The 17,596-nt window shown below is 44.2% G+C and carries 25 protein-coding genes and 1 riboswitch; of the genes, 4 read left to right on the top strand and 21 right to left on the bottom strand.

What is annotated here, in order from left to right; genetic code table 11:
- Window positions 1-95: 95 nt before the first annotated feature.
- The 12 genes from B3F51_RS09755 to B3F51_RS09700 form a co-directional block, all read right to left on the bottom strand.
- Window positions 96-851 (bottom strand): ABC transporter ATP-binding protein, encoded by a 756-nt coding sequence (locus B3F51_RS09755; RefSeq protein ID WP_070372452.1) that lies wholly within the window; start codon window positions 849-851, stop codon window positions 96-98.
- Window positions 838-1,920 carry a FecCD family ABC transporter permease gene (locus tag B3F51_RS09750; RefSeq protein ID WP_286946812.1) on the bottom strand — a complete coding sequence of 361 codons (1,083 nt, stop codon included), beginning with the start codon at window positions 1,918-1,920 and terminating at the stop codon, window positions 838-840. The genes B3F51_RS09755 and B3F51_RS09750 overlap by 14 nt, the downstream gene beginning before the upstream one ends.
- Window positions 1,920-3,017 (bottom strand): ABC transporter substrate-binding protein, encoded by a 1,098-nt coding sequence (locus B3F51_RS09745; protein WP_286946810.1) that lies wholly within the window; start codon window positions 3,015-3,017, stop codon window positions 1,920-1,922. The genes B3F51_RS09750 and B3F51_RS09745 overlap by 1 nt, the downstream gene beginning before the upstream one ends.
- 47 nt (window positions 3,018-3,064) lie before the next feature.
- The gene (locus B3F51_RS09740; RefSeq protein WP_286946808.1) at window positions 3,065-3,589 is read right to left on the bottom strand and encodes an FmdE family protein; all 525 of its coding nucleotides are present in this window, start codon (window positions 3,587-3,589) and stop codon (window positions 3,065-3,067) included.
- A gap of 350 nt (window positions 3,590-3,939) precedes the next feature.
- The gene (locus B3F51_RS09735; RefSeq protein ID WP_084633759.1) at window positions 3,940-4,833 is read right to left on the bottom strand and encodes an Mrp/NBP35 family ATP-binding protein; all 894 of its coding nucleotides are present in this window, start codon (window positions 4,831-4,833) and stop codon (window positions 3,940-3,942) included.
- Between the two features lie 99 nt (window positions 4,834-4,932).
- Window positions 4,933-5,304 (bottom strand): DUF134 domain-containing protein, encoded by a 372-nt coding sequence (locus tag B3F51_RS09730; protein WP_070372441.1) that lies wholly within the window; start codon window positions 5,302-5,304, stop codon window positions 4,933-4,935.
- Window positions 5,305-5,342: 38 nt separating this feature from the next.
- Window positions 5,343-5,711, bottom strand: coding sequence for a NifB/NifX family molybdenum-iron cluster-binding protein (locus B3F51_RS09725; protein ID WP_286946805.1), 369 nt, complete (start codon window positions 5,709-5,711; stop codon window positions 5,343-5,345).
- Window positions 5,712-5,826: 115 nt separating this feature from the next.
- Window positions 5,827-6,696, bottom strand: coding sequence for an ATP-binding protein (locus B3F51_RS09720; protein ID WP_286946803.1), 870 nt, complete (start codon window positions 6,694-6,696; stop codon window positions 5,827-5,829).
- On the bottom strand, window positions 6,674-7,528 hold the full coding sequence (locus B3F51_RS09715; RefSeq protein WP_286946801.1) for an ATP-binding protein: 855 nt from the start codon (window positions 7,526-7,528) through the stop codon (window positions 6,674-6,676). Before B3F51_RS09715 ends, B3F51_RS09720 begins: the two co-directional genes overlap by 23 nt.
- Window positions 7,525-7,827 (bottom strand): BMC domain-containing protein, encoded by a 303-nt coding sequence (locus tag B3F51_RS09710; protein WP_286946799.1) that lies wholly within the window; start codon window positions 7,825-7,827, stop codon window positions 7,525-7,527. Before B3F51_RS09710 ends, B3F51_RS09715 begins: the two co-directional genes overlap by 4 nt.
- Before the next feature lie 3 nt (window positions 7,828-7,830).
- Window positions 7,831-8,199: a NifB/NifX family molybdenum-iron cluster-binding protein gene (locus tag B3F51_RS09705; RefSeq protein ID WP_286946796.1), complete on the bottom strand. Its 369-nt coding sequence runs from the start codon at window positions 8,197-8,199 to the stop codon at window positions 7,831-7,833.
- A 136-nt stretch (window positions 8,200-8,335) separates the two neighbouring features.
- The gene (locus B3F51_RS09700) at window positions 8,336-8,860 is read right to left on the bottom strand and encodes a C-GCAxxG-C-C family protein (protein WP_286946793.1); all 525 of its coding nucleotides are present in this window, start codon (window positions 8,858-8,860) and stop codon (window positions 8,336-8,338) included.
- A 263-nt stretch (window positions 8,861-9,123) separates the two neighbouring features.
- Between B3F51_RS09700 and B3F51_RS09695 the strand changes: the two genes are divergently transcribed.
- Window positions 9,124-9,498: a hypothetical protein gene (locus tag B3F51_RS09695; protein ID WP_286805111.1), complete on the top strand. Its 375-nt coding sequence runs from the start codon at window positions 9,124-9,126 to the stop codon at window positions 9,496-9,498.
- Window positions 9,499-9,653: 155 nt separating this feature from the next.
- Here the strand turns inward: B3F51_RS09695 and B3F51_RS09690 are convergent, their stop codons facing one another.
- The 7 genes from B3F51_RS09690 to B3F51_RS09660 all read right to left on the bottom strand — a co-directional run bounded on the left by B3F51_RS09690 (window position 9,654) and on the right by B3F51_RS09660 (window position 14,184).
- Window positions 9,654-10,025, bottom strand: a complete 372-nt coding sequence (locus B3F51_RS09690) for a NifB/NifX family molybdenum-iron cluster-binding protein (protein ID WP_286946791.1) — start codon at window positions 10,023-10,025, stop codon at window positions 9,654-9,656.
- A gap of 28 nt (window positions 10,026-10,053) precedes the next feature.
- A complete protein-coding gene (locus B3F51_RS09685; RefSeq protein WP_286946789.1) occupies window positions 10,054-10,572 on the bottom strand; it encodes a C-GCAxxG-C-C family protein in 519 nt (172 codons plus the stop codon).
- 182 nt (window positions 10,573-10,754) lie between these two features.
- Window positions 10,755-11,597 carry a ModD protein gene (modD, locus tag B3F51_RS09680; RefSeq protein ID WP_286946787.1) on the bottom strand — a complete coding sequence of 281 codons (843 nt, stop codon included), beginning with the start codon at window positions 11,595-11,597 and terminating at the stop codon, window positions 10,755-10,757.
- 15 nt (window positions 11,598-11,612) lie between these two features.
- A complete protein-coding gene (locus B3F51_RS09675) occupies window positions 11,613-11,831 on the bottom strand; it encodes a heavy-metal-associated domain-containing protein (protein WP_286946785.1) in 219 nt (72 codons plus the stop codon).
- Window positions 11,828-12,565: an ATP-binding cassette domain-containing protein gene (locus B3F51_RS09670; RefSeq protein ID WP_286946784.1), complete on the bottom strand. Its 738-nt coding sequence runs from the start codon at window positions 12,563-12,565 to the stop codon at window positions 11,828-11,830. Before B3F51_RS09670 ends, B3F51_RS09675 begins: the two co-directional genes overlap by 4 nt.
- Window positions 12,559-13,383: an ABC transporter permease gene (locus B3F51_RS09665; RefSeq protein WP_286946782.1), complete on the bottom strand. Its 825-nt coding sequence runs from the start codon at window positions 13,381-13,383 to the stop codon at window positions 12,559-12,561. The genes B3F51_RS09670 and B3F51_RS09665 overlap by 7 nt, the downstream gene beginning before the upstream one ends.
- A gap of 9 nt (window positions 13,384-13,392) precedes the next feature.
- Window positions 13,393-14,184 (bottom strand): substrate-binding domain-containing protein, encoded by a 792-nt coding sequence (locus B3F51_RS09660; protein WP_286946780.1) that lies wholly within the window; start codon window positions 14,182-14,184, stop codon window positions 13,393-13,395.
- Window positions 14,185-14,377: 193 nt separating this feature from the next.
- Between B3F51_RS09660 and B3F51_RS09655 the strand changes: the two genes are divergently transcribed.
- From B3F51_RS09655 to B3F51_RS09645, 3 genes are all read left to right on the top strand, one after another.
- Window positions 14,378-14,587, top strand: a complete 210-nt coding sequence (locus B3F51_RS09655) for a TOBE domain-containing protein (protein ID WP_070372426.1) — start codon at window positions 14,378-14,380, stop codon at window positions 14,585-14,587.
- A 168-nt stretch (window positions 14,588-14,755) separates the two neighbouring features.
- Window positions 14,756-14,930: riboswitch (cobalamin riboswitch) on the top strand.
- 174 nt (window positions 14,931-15,104) lie between these two features.
- Window positions 15,105-15,752: a hypothetical protein gene (locus B3F51_RS09650; RefSeq protein WP_286946778.1), complete on the top strand. Its 648-nt coding sequence runs from the start codon at window positions 15,105-15,107 to the stop codon at window positions 15,750-15,752.
- 12 nt (window positions 15,753-15,764) lie between these two features.
- The gene (locus tag B3F51_RS09645) at window positions 15,765-16,226 is read left to right on the top strand and encodes a EutP/PduV family microcompartment system protein (protein WP_148636633.1); all 462 of its coding nucleotides are present in this window, start codon (window positions 15,765-15,767) and stop codon (window positions 16,224-16,226) included.
- A 254-nt stretch (window positions 16,227-16,480) separates the two neighbouring features.
- Here B3F51_RS09645 and B3F51_RS09640 read toward each other — a convergent pair whose 3' ends face one another.
- Both B3F51_RS09640 and B3F51_RS09635 read right to left on the bottom strand, forming a co-directional pair.
- Window positions 16,481-16,813 carry an energy-coupling factor ABC transporter substrate-binding protein gene (locus B3F51_RS09640; RefSeq protein WP_070372424.1) on the bottom strand — a complete coding sequence of 111 codons (333 nt, stop codon included), beginning with the start codon at window positions 16,811-16,813 and terminating at the stop codon, window positions 16,481-16,483.
- Window positions 16,813-17,577, bottom strand: a complete 765-nt coding sequence (locus B3F51_RS09635; RefSeq protein ID WP_286946861.1) for an energy-coupling factor ABC transporter permease — start codon at window positions 17,575-17,577, stop codon at window positions 16,813-16,815. The genes B3F51_RS09640 and B3F51_RS09635 overlap by 1 nt, the downstream gene beginning before the upstream one ends.
- Window positions 17,578-17,596: the final 19 nt, after the last annotated feature.

Below are 17,596 nucleotides of genomic sequence, written 5' to 3'. Positions count from 1 at the left end.
TTTTATCAGAATTCTTCAAAGGCGACAATCGTATTATTTAGCTCAACGGCAATAAAAAAAACTCTGATTCAACATGCAAACCAGAGCTTTTCTTTTTACGTTAAAGGGATCACGACTTTCTGATTTTGATAGGATTCCACAACCACCGGCACCTGATAGACTGCGCCAATGTTTTCGGAGGTCATTATGTCCAAACCACCGTAACAGAAAATTTCACTGTCTTTTAAGAAGAGAAACCGGTCACAGTATCGCAGCGCCAAATTTAAATCGTGGATGACAATGACCACCGCTATCTCTTTTTCTTTGGTAATATTCTGAATCAGCTTTAGTACCTCCAGCTGGTTCTTTAAATCCAGGCAGCTGGTGGGCTCATCAAGCAGCAGCACTTTCGGTTCCTGGGCCAGAGCCCGGGCAATCATCACCTTTTGCAGTTCACCGCCGCTTAACTCATCGATATAACGCAGTGATAATTGTTCCAATCCCATACTGGCAATAATCGTTTCAACTATTTCGTAATCTTCTTTTTTCGGCGCCAGTTTAATATAGGGTTTGCGCCCTAATAAAATAGCATCATAAGCCGTTATTTGACTCCCTTCACTTTTCTGGGCAACATAGGCAGTATTTTTGGCAATGTCCAGGCGGGTCATCCTGAGAATATCGACCTCATTGACGACGACCCGGCCTTTTTGAGGTGCGATAATCTTATTCAGACACTTTAGCATGGTGCTTTTGCCCGCCCCGTTATTGCCTAGAATCGCGACGCATTCGCCATTAGCAACATCAAATTCAATGCGATCCAGAATTTTTCGGTTGGATCGATAACCAAATTCCAAAGCATCAATTTTCAGCATTGTGACTCACTCCTTTAAATATCAGATATAAGAATAGCGGAGCCCCCAGGAATGAGGTAATGGCTCCGATGGGCAGAATGATCGGTGAAATAATTAACCGGGCAAAGGTATCGCTAATCAATAGCATCAGCGCCCCCATCAGGGCTGATGCCGGCAGCAGATAACGGTAATCATTGCCAACAAAGCGCCGCATGATATGGGGAGCAATCAGACCAATAAAGTTGATAATCCCCACAAAAGATACAATCGTCGCCGCCGTCAGCGAAGCGACCGTCATCCCAATCAGCCGTACCCGGGAGACATTAACCCCCAGGCCGGTGGCGGTATGTTCGCCACATTCCAGGGCGTTGTAGTTCCAGCGGTTAAACATGAAATAAATCAGCGCTCCGGCCGTCACTATTGCCGCCACCTGGATATTTTGCATACTGGCCCGGCCCAGATCGCCAAAAGTCCAAAAGACAATGGCGGCCATCTGAACATCTGAGGAAAAGTACTGCAGTAGCGCCGTAGCACCAGCAAACAAGGAACTGAGGGCCACCCCGGCTAGAATCATAGTTTCAGGAGATGCCTTGCGGGCTTTCGATAAACCCAAAATCACAAAAGTGACAAACATCGAGGTAATAAAAGCGCAGATACTGGTTAAATAGGGGTTGTTGACGGTCACCGCATCGGCAGTGTTCCCCATGACGGTGCCCCCACCCAGGAAGGTAATGGCAATGGCGGCCCCGAAGGAAGCACCCTGGGAGATCCCCAGGGTGGATGCTGATGCCAACGGATTTTTTAAGATACTCTGCATGACACAGCCAGCCGCCGCCAAGCCAATCCCGCCGACAATGGCCATCAGGATTCGAGGCAGACGGATGTTGACTGTAACCAGTACATTTTTTTCAGCACCCAATCCGAATAAGGCCTTTAACACTTCGGTAACCGGAATGTCGGCCGAACCGGCGGTGATCGCAAAAAGTGCGGTTAGAAATGTCAGTATCACCAGAATCACGATCGTCAGAATCTTACGGTAGATGTATTGATCATAGTTGACGCCGCAGGCTGTCTTTTTTTGATTAACCATTATTTTCCAATTGTCAGTGGACCAAAGCCCTGTCCCGCTGCCGTATATTTAGCACATAATTTTTCGCCCAGCAGAAACTCAAAAATTTCATCGGCTTTCTTTTCAATATTGACATCTTTAAATTTATCGGGATAAATAATGGTACCGGCATAATAGGCATCGGCCAGGGCAATTTCGACATTGGTGTAGTTATTATTATATGCCAATTGGGTGTAAACCTTGTTATTCTGAACCGCCTGCAAGGAATTAAAGAAATCCGGGTTCTGGGTGTATTGTTCGTTGACCAGATCCATATTTTCCGGATTCAGGAAAATGATCTCCGGATTCCAGGCCAGAACCTGTTCAAGGTCAATGGAGAAGGCTGATTTTTGACCGGTTTGGTCGACCACGTTATTGGCATTGATGGCCACAAAGGGGCCATAATTCCCGCTGGTGCCGTCAAAGCCGTGTTTGCCTTTGAAATTCAGAGCGCCATTATAAACACTGGGTCGACTGGCTTCCGGAATATCTTTGGTGCGGTCATTGAGATCTTTTTGTGCCTGATCCATATACTCATTGACTTCCTTGGCCCGATCTTCTTTGCCCAATACCTGACCAATTAGATCCATGGAGGCACTCATTTTTCCATCAAATAAGCCGGGGCTGGCTACGGCCACCACCGGAATACCGGTTTTTGCCTGCAACTCATCAGACTGGGTATAATCCGACACGACAAAAATGACATCGGGTGCCAACTTAACGATTTCTTCGTCAAAAGGAACAATACCACCGGAACCACCCTGCCCAATTTGCGTTAAACTGGCAAAATTTGGATTAACCAGGGTATAAGGACGGGTTAACACCTGAACATTGTCCATATCAGTTCCACCTTTAACCAGATCAACGGCATCCATGTAGGTAAACAGCCGCATCACCCCAAGGGAACCAACACTGTCAATTTCGGCTGGCACTTCCACCTGACGGCCGAGGCTGTCGGTTACTACCTTTGTGGTGGCCTCTGCTTCTTTACTTTTGGTATCCTCTTTTTTTGCACTACTGCAAGCTGCAAAAGATACCATCATCACTAAACTTAACAAAACTACCCATATTTTTTTCATTACTTTTCTCCTCTTTCAACTCACTGCATTTCCCACTCAAAAATTAATTAAAAACCTCGGGTGTAGGGATTCGAGCAATCAACACAAACTTTCTTGCCGTTTTCCAGCCGGATCATATGCTCGGCCGTTTTTTCACCGCATTCCTCGCAGATCACACTTTGAAAAATCCGGGCCCGTTCCGGCAGGTCATAATCCGGGGTTTTAAAGTCAAAGATCTTGCTGGCGTCGGGCTCATTTAAAATGAACCCTTCCATTTCATCCCGTTCCATTTCCGGCAAAGCTTTTAAAACCAGACGGATTTTTTCGCCACTGTTGCGATTAAAAAAAGTAAAAGCCTGTTTCCCCCGATTTCTAAACAACAGATTGCCTTTTCCCACGCTGCAGCCTAAAATAACCTGCACCCCATCAACACCGCAGGCATCGTTTTCGGTGATACACACCACATCTTCATCTTCTGAAAAAGAGATGTTGAGTGCCTTAATCGCTTCCTGTGAAGCTCTGACGCCAATGGCCAACCCAGGACAATGATGTCCGTGAAATTCAACTGATTTTTCCCATAATTCCTGATTCATTTTTCTTTTCTCCTTAAATTTTCAAAAAATAAAAGACCCACATAAGTGAGTCTTCAGACACATAGTTGATATCATATTAAACTGTTTTTACCAATACTACAAAGACACTTTACTCCTACGACACTTTTCAAAAGTGACAGCCCTTTTTTCAAATCGAGTCTGAGCAATTTCCTTAAGATTCTGTTAATTCGCCTGTGCAAAAAAAGCCAACAAAACACAACTCCTTTCAAGGAGAAAATGCCTCATTGGCTTATTTTTATTCAATACGATTAATCTAACAGTAGTTTACATTAATTATTAACATTTGTCAATAACCAGTTTATCTTATTAATAATTTTATAAACAGTTTATTAAACCCGGCTCCCCGTCTGAGCTGGGACATCCTGATTGGCAAATTCCGGCACGAACAACGCATCTGCTTGTTCACTTTTTTCCAGTGTCTTAACGATCGGATCCAGCCAATTATTCTCAAATAACTCAATCAGACCTTTATCACAGCCGCCAGCCAGCGAAGAATCAATCGGCATTTTGGCGACAACCTCGATACCATATTGTTTGGCCACTTCTTCAATCCGACTTTCGCCAAATAAGTAGTGCTTTTTGTCGCAGTCCGGACATTCAAAGTAAGACATGTTTTCCACCAGACCAATTACTGGTATGTTCATCATCTTGGCCATGTTGACGGCTTTGGCAACAATCATCGAAACCAACTCCTGGGGTGAGGTGACAATAATAATGCCATCTACTGGTAACGATTGAAAGACCGTTAATGGCACATCGCCGGTTCCAGGTGGCATATCGACAAACATATAGTCGACATCGCCCCAGATCACATCGGTCCAGAACTGCTTAACCGTGTTGGCAATAATCGGGCCGCGCCAGACTACCGGATCGGTATCATTTTCCAGCAACAGATTAATTGACATGATTTCAATCCCGGTTTTACTGGTGATCGGAAACAATCCCAATTCTGAAGGCATGGCTTTTTCTTTGATGCCAAAGGCTTTGGGAATCGACGGACCGGTAATATCGGCATCAAGAATGGCGGTATTATATCCCTGTCGCTTCATGCTTACCGCCATCAGCGAGGTTACCATCGATTTACCAACGCCACCCTTGCCACTGACGACACCAATAACTTTTTTTATCTTACTTAGTTCATGAGGCTGCTCGGAAAAATCAACTTTTCGATCGGCACATTCTTCGCCGCAAGTCCCACAGGATTGACTACAATCTTCACTCATAAAAATTCTCCTCTTTCAATTGTTTGCTACAGGCAATTCCAAAATAGCGTGAACTTTGCACCCAGTTTCGCAATTGCCTATTGTTTGCTATATTGATTTTTAAATCTGCGTCTGATCACAACGGCCATTGCCCCGACGTTTGCGGCAGCGGCTACAGCCGTAGGTTTCCTGGCCTTCTTCGCACAGCTTATAATTTCCGCCTTCGATCTTTAAGACATTGCCGTTAACCAACGCATCGGCCAGTTTTTTGCGGGCATCGTTATATATTTTTTGAACCGTTGTTCGTGCCACATGCATACTTTCGGCACATTCTTCCTGAAGCAGCCCTTCCAGGTCAATCAGACGGATGGTTTCATACTCCTCAACCGTCATAGTGATGACACCCTCTTCTGTATTTTTGGCGTTAAGGGGTCCAAATAAATCCGTTTCCGGCAGACAACAGACTTTTTTCCATTTTACAGGTCTGGGCATCGCTTAATACTCCTTATCAAAACTGTTTTTATAAGGGCTTAGTGCTGACATTCATGGCCCGCTTCGTGGGCATGACACATTTCGCCAGAATCCATTACGGATCCGGCCAACCAGCTCAATGCCACTTCTTTGACATCCCCGGAACATCCCCGAACCACTTCGATGCCCGCTCGACGCAAGACATTGACTGCCCCTTCACCCATATTGCCAGCAAGCAACAGACTGACACCCATTTCGGCCAGCGTGGTAGCAATATTGGATTTACAGCCGCAACCTTGTGGCGAGGCAATGATCTCCTGACTTAATATCTCTTTGCTGTTGTCATCAATGGTAAACACCGTATAATACTCACAGTGACCAAAATGGCCATCAATATAATTCTCACGCGTTGGTAATGCAATTTTCATAATCTTCCTCCAAATTATCGTTACTGATTGATTCGCATTGTTACTGACATATGCGATTAACAAAAACATTATAATACATTAACAGCATATGTCAATAACTATCTTAATCTTCAAACTATTTCTTCAATAATACTTCTAAGGTATTGTTAAATACTTCCTGGGCTGCCAAACCCGCATCACAAACGATGTCCACAATGGTCAAGCCCTGATTGATAGCTTTAACAGCATTTTCATCATAAGGAATGTTACCCATATAGGGAATGTCCTGTTCTTTACAATAGGCCATAATCGCTTCAGTTTTTTTCAAATTGGTATCGAATTTGTTGACACAGACAGCGGTTTTCGTATGAAAGGTCTGTGCCGTTTTAATGATCCGTTCCAAATCACTGATCCCGGAAACCGATGGCTCCGCAACAATCAGCACCAAATCCACCCCACTGATCGATGCAATCACCGGGCAGCCAATTCCCGGCGATCCGTCAATGATTGCCAAAGCAGCGCCAACATCAACCGACTTCATTTGCTTCTTCACTTCGGTGACCAGCATCCCCGATGTTCCACTGCCCATTTTAAGCAAAGCGGTGGAAAAGAGACTCTCTTTATTGTCATACAGCATCAGTTCACCGGCAATATGCGGTTTTAGACTGATCGCCCGGACTGGACAAACCATTTCACAGACACCGCAGCCTTCACAGGCGAACGAATCAACCCGGTAGCTACCATCATTGACTGTGATCGCCTCAAAACGGCAATGTTCCAGGCAGCGATGACACTTGGCACACAGCGTTGGATTTATTTCGGCCTTTGGCATCCCGAAAAAATCGTTTACCTGCGGCTTTACCGACTGCCTTAAAACCAGATGCAAATTAGGAGCATCGACATCACAATCCGCGCATACTTTTGCCTGGGCCATCTTTATAAATGCACTGGCCAGGGTTGTTTTTCCGGTGCCACCTTTACCGCTAAGAATGAGTAACTGTTTCATGTTCCACCTCCTTAACGACTGTTTTTAGCAACTCCGAGAATAAACCATAGTATTTTTCGCTTTTTGCCGCAATTTCCCCATCAGAATTAATTGTTCCCAGTTCACTCTCAAAAGGAATTTTGTCTAATACCGTGATCTGATTGTCGCTACAAAACCGTTCAATCAGATTTTCACCGGCCATCCATTTATTGATGACAACACCATGGGGTTTATTAAACAGCTTCACTAGCTGATAAACCAGGGCCAGATTGTGCAGGCCAAATACTGTCGGTTCTGCCACTAAAATACAATAATCAACGTCCCGGATGCTTTCCATCACAATGCAGGCACTGCCAGGCGGACAGTCGATCACTGTCATCTTTTCTTCCGCTGATATTTTACTCAGCAATTCTTTGATAATGGGTATTCCCGATGCTTCACCCGTATTTAAAATACCGGAAATCACCTTGACCTCTTCGGAAATACCGCTATTTATTTTTCCAATGACCTTGTCCTTTTCGGTCAAAGCGTGGCTTGGACAAAGCATGATGCAACCCCCGCATGAGTGACAAATATCATCAAAAACAATTAACTTGTTGATAATGGCGGCGAGGGCGTTGAATTTACAAAAGTCAACACATTTCCGGCACCCCAGACAAAGATCTTCGTCAACAACAGGTATTTTGATGCTGACCTTTTCCTTCTTTATCTCCACCGGTTTAAAAAACAAATGTCCGTTTGGTTCTTCCACATCACAATCGACATAAACGGAATTGTTTGCCACAGCTGCCAGATTAACCGATACCAGCGTTTTGCCGGTTCCGCCTTTGCCGCTGAGCACTGCTAATTTCACTTACTCATCAACCTACTTTCTATGGCTTTCAAGGCTGCTTCCACTGAGGTTACATCACCCAGAATTGCCAGACAAATGATATGTTGTGGACAAACCCCTGAGATTTCAGTGACAACAACGTCAGACGTTTTTTCGGCAATGTCACTGGCTACCAGCATTCTGACCACATCCCCTTGACACAAACCAACCGTTGTAAACTCATTCTGAAGGATTTGCGCAACGATTTTCTTGTCACCAACTTTGCGTGAAATAATACCAAGGGTTCCCTGGGATACACCGTTAATCAATTGCGTTTTCATGACTTAGCTTCCGCCAACGCCATGAAACCCTGCGTGAAACTGGTCGAGGACAGCCAGTTTGTTATCCATATACGCATCGATGTTATTCTGAATCGAGCCCAGCGTGCTTTTATAAATTTCCAGTTTCGTCGCTTTAAAAACCTCAGCGGCGTTTTCACCACATCGTGGAGTGATTAAGATATCAGCGTGGCTATCGACAACGATCTGGGCCGCTTTAACCCCCGCCCCGCCAGGACTTCTGGCGGCAGCATTTTCAATGAAATCACCCATTTTTGTCGTGGTCTCATAAATGTAAAAATAGGGAGCTCTTCCGAAAGACATGCATACTTCGCTCGCCAGAACTTTTTCATCTGCAGGTATTGCTATTTTCATTAAATTCTCCTTTTTTATTATTGACATATGTTTTTATCACTTATGATTATACCTCTTTAAAAACATATGTCAATAACTATTTGAATTTAATTACTCGCCTTGAGCTTCCCGATTTTGCTAACCTAAGTAAGTGGTGTCATTCCTGTTGGTGCAATTTTTGTCCTTCAATATATGCTGCCATTATCGCTGCTGCATTCCCCACCAACGCTTCACAGGGCCGATTTTGATAGTATGCTGCGGTTCGCTGCTCCGGAACCGGACTATCCTTGCCTGCTCCCAGTCCCAGTAATTCCCGGCAGATGATCGACTGGTTTTTGTCCTCAAATTGTTTGGCTAGCTCCTGAATCCGCTGATAATGGGCGGTTTTTCCGGACTGATCCTGGGGATCGCTGTAGCCATAAAGCAGACCTGCCACCATAAACATCCCGGTCACTGCACCGCATACCTCTCTAAGTCTTCCCATTCCCGCACCGAAGGATGAGCTAAGCCTGGCGGCCGTTTTAAAGTCCAGGCCACACTCATCGCTAAACGCCAGCAAGACAGCTTGTGAACAATTATATCCCTGTCGGAATAAATCCTTTGCCAACTTGCGATGTCTTGTATTTAAATTTTGATGTGATTTTGCCCCTATCAACTCGGCTTGTTGATTCTCTTTTTCCATTTCAAATTTTTCCTTTCTCGCCTTAACACTGATCTTCGATCAACGCTGTATTCCGCTTTTTATAAGTATTATATGCCATAATAAACATATGTCAATAACTGTCGCCGTGATTTCTCATCATGATAAAATTATTCAACGCTATAGCAAGCCCGCCGCAAAAATGATATGATATGTAATTAATCAGGCTGTCGATTAAAATTATTTTTATTTTGATCAGTATGTTACAATAACCAGAATATTTAGAAATGCCAGGGAGAGTAGCTATGCAAACATGTTTTAGTTGTGGAATCAGTCTTGAAGACGATGATGTTTATGAAGTCAAAGGAAAAATTTTTTGTGATGATTGTGCCATGGGCCAACATAAGGTGACCCAGACCTGCGACCCCAGTGCCGTTCACAGTGCCAAACTCGATCGCAAAAATTCCGGCCAGACCGGCATTGACGGTTTAACCGATCCGCAAAAGAATCTCTATTTATTTATGAAAGATTGTGGTGGTGTAACCATGCCGCAATGCGTCGAAAAATTCGGCTTAACGCCGGATGAAATCAGCACCAATATGTCCGTCCTGCGACATCTCGAACTGGCCAAGGGGCAAAAGCGAGCGGATGGGGTCTATTTTGTTGTTTGGGAAGCCTGATTATTTTAGAGCCCCATCTTTTTGCGTTGCGGATTTCGAATAAGCGATCCGCTGACCGGATTACTCGAAATCCGGCTTTTAAGACAGTAATTAAAGCATCCTTATATGCAGAAAAAACCCTATATTTTAGGGTTTTTTCTGTGATAAGCTATTGTTTAATGGTGATGGTCATGATCGCCACCACAACCATCGGTACCTTCAATGTTTCTGATGAGCTTTAGGTCACGTTTCTTCATTAAATCAAGGGCTTCCATGCCCGTCTTGCCAGACCCCAGAAAACGGGTAATACAGGCATCAGCCAGGATCTCAAAGGCCTGCGGATCACTGATTGCTCCGGTGATGATCCCTTCGCAATTCAGGTCAATTACTTTTTGCGCCAAGCTTTCTGCCGAAAAATCATGGCAGTTTTCAATTGCACTCACACTTAAATTCGTGGTATCGACCACCAATAAATACTTCCCCGTCTCAAACTGCTGCGAAACCTTGCTTTCCAGCGTTTTACCGTCCATCGCCATTGCTAAATACATTTTTACGCCACCCTCCTTTTTCCAGCTCTCATTTTTTGTTGTTATCACTCATTTTTTCGCCATATGGCAGCTCGAAGGCTTCGTTTTGCGGAATTTGCAGATATTTGTACGCTAATTGAGCGGTTGTTCCTACCATTTTCATACAGTGAAGCCGACGGTCTTTTCCATTCCAATCTTCAAACGGCTCACAGATTCCACGACAGGTTGCCCCACCATTGGCTTTGCAGAACTCGCCAACCAGATTGTTATAACGTCGGTAATATTTTTGTCCGACTTCCGGGCCACGTATCTCAGCATCGATGCTCCAGGGATCCTTGCGCCCATAAACCGCACTGTTTGCCATCACGGCAGCTGACAAAGCGCCACAGGTTTCACCGACAAGGCCGATGCCACCACCAAAACCGGTACACATCGCAATCGTTTCCCGGGGAACATCCAGAACCCCCCCACGAAGTAAGGCATCGTAAACACTTTCTGCGCAATTTAAGCCACTCTTGAAATTCTCGATTGCATAATCATTGACCAATTGACTCTTATTTTCTTCCATCTTCATTTCCCCCGCTCTTTCCTTATTTTTTGCATTGCGTAACTGAATTGATCCTGCTATACAATATTATATGCTATAAATAGCATATGTCAATAATGGAATTGATTAAATCGAAGTCCATCCCGTATTGATCACTTAACAAAAAAAGATACAAGTCACCACGCTTGTATCCTGAAATGATGCTATTGATTAATTCTAACTCCAACGTCAATGGGTTTGGCACTGTAGAGACAGGTTGTCACAATACCATTGACCTGGGTGCTGGCATAAGCGGAAATATTCGTCTCATTGATGCCGCCCGCTGCCAGCAGCACAACGCCAGGAAATTCACTGCGCAACTGCTTAACCGCTGCGCTCAGATCTTCGACCGTCAGCTTATCAAACTGGATTCCATCTACCCCGGCCTGGCAAAGATCAATTGCCTGGGCCAAAGTGGTGGCTTCGACAATAATTTTCTTTTCGCAGCATTCAGCTTTCAGCTCCGGCATTTTTTTTAGCAAACCATCAAACCCACCAATAAAATTCAGATGCTGTTTGAATACCAGAATGGTTTCTGATAAACCCAAGCGGTGAGGCATGGCCCCACCGGACATGATCGACTTGATCGCCAATGCCTTGGTTCCGGGAAATCCCTTCCGGGTCGTCAAGATCGACGTGTTCGGGCTTACCTGCTTGGCCATGTCGACCATTTTTCGGGTTTTGGTGGCGATTCCCGAACAATTATCGAGAATGTTCTGGCCCACTTTCCAGGCCTTATGCAAATCTTCGGCCCGTCCCATGCCGGTAATCAACTCAGCGCCGGCACTGACTTTCTGCCCTGAGGCTACCATCAATCCTGTCTTGATGTGTAAGCGCTCAAAGATCGAACTGACTTCTTCGGTGCCACAGACAACCGCATCTTCCCGGGTAAAATATGAAATTTTCCCCGGCTGTTCCCTGACCCCCAAAACCCAGCTGGTCAAATCAATATAGGGAACGTCCTCATTAATTAACTGGTCAATCTCGTTGATCGATATAAATGACATCTTTTTTCCTCCGTTTCAGGTGATTATTTTGAATTCTTTGCCTTCGATTGTTTCGATGCTGTCTTTGATAGTATCGGTGATGATCCGCTGCTCGTCAAATAGAATTGTAACGGACTGATAATCATCGCTGACCTCAACCTGACTGATACCATCCTGTTGTAGTAATACTTCCGTAATTTTCTTGACACATTTGGGGCACATAATCCCCTCTACCTCAAATACCTGCTCTTTCACTCGTGAATACTCCCTTCATCATTCCGGCCCAGAAACTGATTGATTTCTTCATCCTGACACCGCTCAAATAAGTTGGCACTTTTTCTAACGGCTTTTAATTCACCATTTACCATAATGCCGATTCGGTTGGCCATGCGCTGGGCTTCATTGAAATCGTGGGTCACAAATAGAATCGTACACCCGAAAACTTCATGAATTTTATTAATCTGATCATACATGTTTTCTTTAGTTGCCGGATCCAGAGATGAAAAGGGTTCATCCATCAAAAGCAGCTGCGGGTTTAAAATCAGCGCCCGGGCCAGTGCTGTTCGCTGTCGTTCGCCACCACTTAAGGTTCCTGGATATTGTTTAAGAATATGGCCGATTGATAATATTTCTGCCATTTTATCGACCCTTTCTTTTTGAACCACTTTATCTATCTTGCGGATTTTTAATCCATAGGTAATATTATCAAAAACAGTCATATGGGGAAACAAACCAAAGTCCTGATAGACAAATCCGATATTTCGCTTTTCCAGCGGTACATCGATGACGGGGATCCCCTGAATCATTACTTTCCCGGAAAATTTTCGGTAAAATCCTGCGACCGATTCAAGCAAAACGGTCTTGCCCGATCCGGTTCTGCCTAAAACCGCAAAGATCTCTTTCTCACTGATGTTTAAGTTGATTTGATTCAACTTAAACTTTCCCAATTGTATCGAATAATTGTTAATTTCAACCATTGCATTTACCATCTATTCACATCCTTCATCCGGCTTTCTTGCTTATTTTTTCGACCGATCCAATTCGTCAGAAACAAAGACAGCAGCGAAATGATCAGAATCACCGTCGCCGAAGCCATTGAGGCTCCGGTATCACCAGTCGCCAGATTCAAATATATCGATGTCGTCAATGTTTCGGTTTTCATCCGCGTCGCACCGACTAGCATCAGGGTCGCGCCAAACTCGCCTAAGGCTCTCGACCATGTCAGAACAATCGTTGAAAGAATACCATTTCGGGCGAGCGGCAGGGTAATGGTGATAAAGCGCTCCCACTTTGTCGCTCCCAGACTACCGGAGATAAATTCCAGCCGCTCATCAACTTCTTCAAATGCCGTGCGAATAAAGCGAATGGCAAACGGTAAATTGACAACTGTCTGGGCGATAATAATCCCATTTTTATCAAATACGACTTTAAATCCCAGCTCTTTTAAGGCTTTCCCAAAATCCGAGGAGAAAACAATCAACAAACTAAGCCCCAAAACAAGATAGGGCATCGACAGCGGCAGTTCAATTATCATTTGACATGCCTTTTTAAATGGAAATACGGTCCGGGTTAATGCGTAAGCAGTCGGTATCGCCAGCAACATACAAATAAGCGTCGCAATACTGGCGGTATATAAGCTTAGCCTGATGGAGAACCGTACTTCCTCCGAATAAAACGCGGCCCCTAAATAGGGGATCCCTTTAAGTACAATTGCCAATAACAAAGCCGTCGTAAAGATAATGACAATAAAGGTAATAATAATGGTTAGTATTTCAAAAAAATCAAAGGTTGATATTTTCCCTCTCATACCAACAATCTAGTTGAGTACTTCATAACCGTTATTTTCCCAAATCGTCTTGACCGGATCCGAATCCAGATAGGTCATAAACGCCGCCAGCGCTTCTGTATTGGCACTTCTGCTTAATTTGGCTGCCGGGACTGTTTTTACATAGGCATTGAGGTCTGGGGTATTGACAATTTCAGCATTGGCTGGCACATTTTCTTTCCAGATAATAATTGCATTGCATTCGTCTACTGACAGGGCATTGGCTATTTCCGGGGCGGTTGCGGCCCGGGCGACGACATTCACATTGTTTAAAATGCCCAGGTCGGTTAAGGCCTTATTGGCGATCTTGCCGATTGGTGTCGCTTCACCATCCCCCAACACAACTTCGACCCCGGCCCCGGTTAAGTCGTTTAAGCCGGTGATACCAAGCGGATTGCCGCTTTTTACCGCCAGCACCGGAATGTGTTTAACCAGATCGATGCTTTCGCTCACCTTGTCCTGAACCGGTTTGAGCTCATCAGCCGAGCCAGCAATAAAGAGATCTCCTTCACCGGTTGTCTGAATCTGATTCTGGATTTGAGCGGCGTTGGCATAAACCACCTGGATATCACAACCGGTTTCTGCTTTAAACTGATCGGCAATCTCACCAAAGGGTTTGGTCATCCCGGCTCCGCAGTATACAAACAGTGTTTGACCATCAAGACTTTTTGTCATATCAACCTTTTCTTCGGCCTGACTTGAATTACTACCACAACCCGACACCAAACCGAGTAGTGTTCCCATTACCAATAAAATCGCTAACCATTTTCCTCTACGTTTCACTCAATTTCTCCTTTTGATTCGCTTAGTATTGTTTTGTTTTGTTATGAATGTTATTATATTGCATACCCTTCTTTTATGTCAAGAAATCATTTCGGTTAAATGCACTTCGCTGTTTAACACTGTTTTGTCTAGCTTAAAATGGGTAAAATTAAAAAGGTAGTATTTAATACCTTGTGGGAAAGGGGGTGTCAAAATGAAATTAAGTGCAAGAAACCAGTTGAAAGGAAAAATTGTTGCAATTGAAGATGGTGCGGTGAGCGGGATCGTGAAAATTGATATTGGAAATGGCAACATTATTTCAGCAACAATTTCCATGGCGGCAATCAAAGATCTTGGATTAGTCGTCGGCGGTGATGCAACTGCGGTCATCAAAGCAACATCGGTTATGGTTATGGTTGACTAGACGAATCTCAATTCAAAACACAGAAGCGGATAGCAATTCCGTTTCTGTGTTTTAGCGTAGCTGAGATCTCCGGCTTTGCAAATAGTATTTAAGTCAGTTATTGTCTCTAATCCAAGGACGTATTTTACCTTCATCTTGAAAAAAACAATAATAGACTTGATTAACACCCATTTTTAGTTTATTATTGGCATAGAAAAGCATTTACAAAAGGAACGCGGTGAAAATCTGCGACAGTTTCTTTGCTACTGTAAGGAGAATATGGACGTATTCAGTCATTGGGAAAACCGAGAAGGCTGGGTGCAGGGAGTCCCTCCAAGTCAGGATATTTTTGTAAACGCATCATCTGTTTGAAGCTTCAAAGAAGGCTGCAAAATGTGAGAAGAAAACGAAATGACGTTCTCCTTTAATTAAATGACGTCACTGAAATAGTCCCGCATTTGTAAACCTTTTTTTGAAAAGGTTTTTTTATTTTTTTGCAGAAATAAAAAAACTGAACACTCAAGAAAAGAGGAAAAAAATGAAAGACGTTGTTATCAAAAAGATTCCCATTGGAACAGATATTGAAAAATTGCTGGGAAAGAAGCCCCTTGAGGCGGATTCCTCTGCTTATGAAGAGTACAGCCATGCTGCGAATATTTTAAGCCAACGGTTTAAACCCCGGGCCATTCTCAAAGAATGTTCGGTCAAAACAACCACCGGCAACACGATTCTGATCGGCGGCCACGTATATAAAAGTAAAATCCTGAAACATCTCTTGTCGGACAACCAAAAGGTGTTTTTGTACCTGTTGACCATCGGCGACATGCCAACCAACCTCAATCAGACCGAAAAATATCTGTTAAATTCGCTTAAACTTCCCGTTATGACTTCAGCAATGCGATATCTGAAAAATACGATCCAGCTGGAGCAAAGCTTTGATAAAATCGGGATGGTCAATCCCGGACTACTCCCGGACTGGTCGATTAAGGCCAATCAAATCATCTTCAATACCTTTAGCAACTCGACCAAAAGCATCGGCATGGAAATAACCCCCTACAGCACCATGCGGCCGCTTTACAGTTCTTCAGGCATTCTTTTTGAGGATTTATTGGATTACTGCGATTGTCAAACCTGCCCCATCGATGCCTGTATCGGTCGGGAAGCACGTTTTGTCCAATCAGCCTAACGGAGAATTTTCATGGCAAATAATAAAAACCGCGTCGCCCTGATCGGACGGATTGGCAGTGGAAAAACCACCTTATTCCAACGGCTGACCAATGAATTGATCACTTATGGCAAAACTCAGCAGGTCAGTTATTCTGACCATTTTATTGATACCCCCGGTGAGTTTATTGAACTGCCCTGTTTTCGACCCCAGGCCATCAATGTGACCTGTGACGCTGGACTAATCGTCCTAATTAATTCCAGCACCGATCACCAAAACTCGGTGCCCCCAAATTTTGTCTGTACCTACAACATCCCGGTGATCGGGGTCATCACCAAAATCGACCACAGGCATAGCGATTTGAAACGCAGTCGGCGTTACCTGACTTATGCAGGTATCCATCCGGATAAGATTCATCCGGTCAGTGCCATTACCGGGGATGGGATCAGGGAGCTGAAAGCGGTTCTTCAGAAATATATCACTTTTGAAATCTAAGTGAGAAAGCACACAATCACTTGAATGATAAAGCCACCCACTGATATTACCCCAGGCAGACAAAATCCCTATTTGACCAGCCAAATAGTATTTTCTGCCTGAACACAAACGATTCAAAGACACTGATTTCTTGATATCGTTTAAAAAAGCGCGTTAATTTCATTGTGAAAATAACGCGCTTTTTTATAGACGCACGCAAATAAAACCTAATTTAATTTTTCGTTTCTTAAAAGGATCTGCCGCTAAACTGCAACCTATTTCGTTTTTTTCTTGCCGGTCTTGCCTTCTTCCTGCTTCTTGCGTTCAACAAAGCGACCCATCACAAAAGCAATAATACCGACACCGATACCGGTTTGGATGCAGAAAAACAAGCTTTCCACTTCGCCGGGGATTTCACCATTAATGGCTGTTTCAAAAATAGGGGTAAACCAGGGTTCATATTCGGTTCCGGTAATCTCTGAAACCACCCCGCTACCGGCATCATCCGATCCGCCAAATTCCGCATCCTGCAGGATAAACAGGGGCACCAGAGCAATCAATACCACCAATACTAAAAGACCAATTACCGTTTTTCTTGTTGCTGTCATTATTTTACACCTCCGGTAAGATATCCCAAATCATTAAGTTCTGGTTGCGCATAGGTTTCCAGGCCGATAATGATGACCACGGTCAGAATCCCTTCAATAATCGCCAACGGCAGCTGAGTTGGTGCAAATACTGCCAGAAATTTTACCATTGAGGCCGCAACTCCGCCGCTTTCAGAGGGATAGGCCAAGGCCAACTGGAAAGCGGTGATACAGTAAGTAAACAAATCCCCAATTGCCGCTGCCAGAAAAACCCCGACATGGCGATTGATCTTTATTTTTTTACAAAGAATGAAAATACCATAGGTTACAAATGGTCCGGCAATCGCCATTGAAAAGGTATTGGCTCCCAGCGTCGTCAAACCGCCATGGGCCAGTAAAATGGCCTGAAATAACAGAACAATGATGCCCAGAATGCTAACTGCTGCCGGTCCAAAGAGAATTGCTCCCAGCCCGGTTCCGGTCATATGGGAACAGCTGCCGGTAACAGATGGAATTTTTAACGATGACAACACAAATACATAGGCACCGGCCATGGCCAGCAGGGTGATGGTTTTAGGATTTTCCTTGAGGGTTTTCTTAATTGACAGATAACCGGCAATTAAAAAGGGAATGCAGATTACCCCCCAGGCGATACTGAAACCAACGGGCAGATACCCTTCCATAATGTGCATGGCACTGGCCACCGGGGTAAATCCGAAAACCAGGGCAATGGCTGCTACCACGGCAACAAATCTTTTTTCTCTAATGTTTAAACGTGTGTTCATAGTTTTATACATTCCTTTC

The sequence above is a fragment of the Acetobacterium sp. UBA5834 genome (genome assembly GCF_002435675.1).
GTDB classification, from domain to species: domain Bacteria; phylum Bacillota; class Clostridia; order Eubacteriales; family Eubacteriaceae; genus Acetobacterium; species Acetobacterium wieringae.
The sequence above is the reverse complement of the archived record's forward strand: the minus strand, read 5'-3'. Positions and strand labels throughout refer to the sequence as shown.

Excerpts from the sequence above, each read along its gene's own strand:
- B3F51_RS09755 (WP_070372452.1), bottom strand. The coding sequence starts at position 851 with ATGCTGAAAATTGATGCTTTGGAATTTGGTTATCGATCCAACCGAAAA.
- B3F51_RS09750 (WP_286946812.1), bottom strand. The coding sequence starts at position 1,920 with ATGGTTAATCAAAAAAAGACAGCCTGCGGCGTCAACTATGATCAATAC.
- B3F51_RS09745 (WP_286946810.1), bottom strand. The coding sequence starts at position 3,017 with ATGAAAAAAATATGGGTAGTTTTGTTAAGTTTAGTGATGATGGTATCT.
- B3F51_RS09740 (WP_286946808.1), bottom strand. The coding sequence starts at position 3,589 with ATGAATCAGGAATTATGGGAAAAATCAGTTGAATTTCACGGACATCAT.
- B3F51_RS09735 (WP_084633759.1), bottom strand. The coding sequence starts at position 4,833 with ATGAGTGAAGATTGTAGTCAATCCTGTGGGACTTGCGGCGAAGAATGT.
- B3F51_RS09730 (WP_070372441.1), bottom strand. The coding sequence starts at position 5,304 with ATGCCCAGACCTGTAAAATGGAAAAAAGTCTGTTGTCTGCCGGAAACG.
- B3F51_RS09725 (WP_286946805.1), bottom strand. The coding sequence starts at position 5,711 with ATGAAAATTGCATTACCAACGCGTGAGAATTATATTGATGGCCATTTT.
- B3F51_RS09720 (WP_286946803.1), bottom strand. The coding sequence starts at position 6,696 with ATGAAACAGTTACTCATTCTTAGCGGTAAAGGTGGCACCGGAAAAACA.
- B3F51_RS09710 (WP_286946799.1), bottom strand. The coding sequence starts at position 7,827 with ATGAAAACGCAATTGATTAACGGTGTATCCCAGGGAACCCTTGGTATT.
- B3F51_RS09705 (WP_286946796.1), bottom strand. The coding sequence starts at position 8,199 with ATGAAAATAGCAATACCTGCAGATGAAAAAGTTCTGGCGAGCGAAGTA.
- B3F51_RS09700 (WP_286946793.1), bottom strand. The coding sequence starts at position 8,860 with ATGGAAAAAGAGAATCAACAAGCCGAGTTGATAGGGGCAAAATCACAT.
- B3F51_RS09695 (WP_286805111.1), top strand. The coding sequence starts at position 9,124 with ATGCAAACATGTTTTAGTTGTGGAATCAGTCTTGAAGACGATGATGTT.
- B3F51_RS09690 (WP_286946791.1), bottom strand. The coding sequence starts at position 10,025 with ATGTATTTAGCAATGGCGATGGACGGTAAAACGCTGGAAAGCAAGGTT.
- B3F51_RS09685 (WP_286946789.1), bottom strand. The coding sequence starts at position 10,572 with ATGGAAGAAAATAAGAGTCAATTGGTCAATGATTATGCAATCGAGAAT.
- modD (WP_286946787.1), bottom strand. The coding sequence starts at position 11,597 with ATGTCATTTATATCGATCAACGAGATTGACCAGTTAATTAATGAGGAC.
- B3F51_RS09670 (WP_286946784.1), bottom strand. The coding sequence starts at position 12,565 with ATGGTAAATGCAATGGTTGAAATTAACAATTATTCGATACAATTGGGA.
- B3F51_RS09665 (WP_286946782.1), bottom strand. The coding sequence starts at position 13,383 with ATGAGAGGGAAAATATCAACCTTTGATTTTTTTGAAATACTAACCATT.
- B3F51_RS09655 (WP_070372426.1), top strand. The coding sequence starts at position 14,378 with ATGAAATTAAGTGCAAGAAACCAGTTGAAAGGAAAAATTGTTGCAATT.
- B3F51_RS09650 (WP_286946778.1), top strand. The coding sequence starts at position 15,105 with ATGAAAGACGTTGTTATCAAAAAGATTCCCATTGGAACAGATATTGAA.
- B3F51_RS09645 (WP_148636633.1), top strand. The coding sequence starts at position 15,765 with ATGGCAAATAATAAAAACCGCGTCGCCCTGATCGGACGGATTGGCAGT.
- B3F51_RS09640 (WP_070372424.1), bottom strand. The coding sequence starts at position 16,813 with ATGACAGCAACAAGAAAAACGGTAATTGGTCTTTTAGTATTGGTGGTA.
- B3F51_RS09635 (WP_286946861.1), bottom strand. The coding sequence starts at position 17,577 with ATGAACACACGTTTAAACATTAGAGAAAAAAGATTTGTTGCCGTGGTA.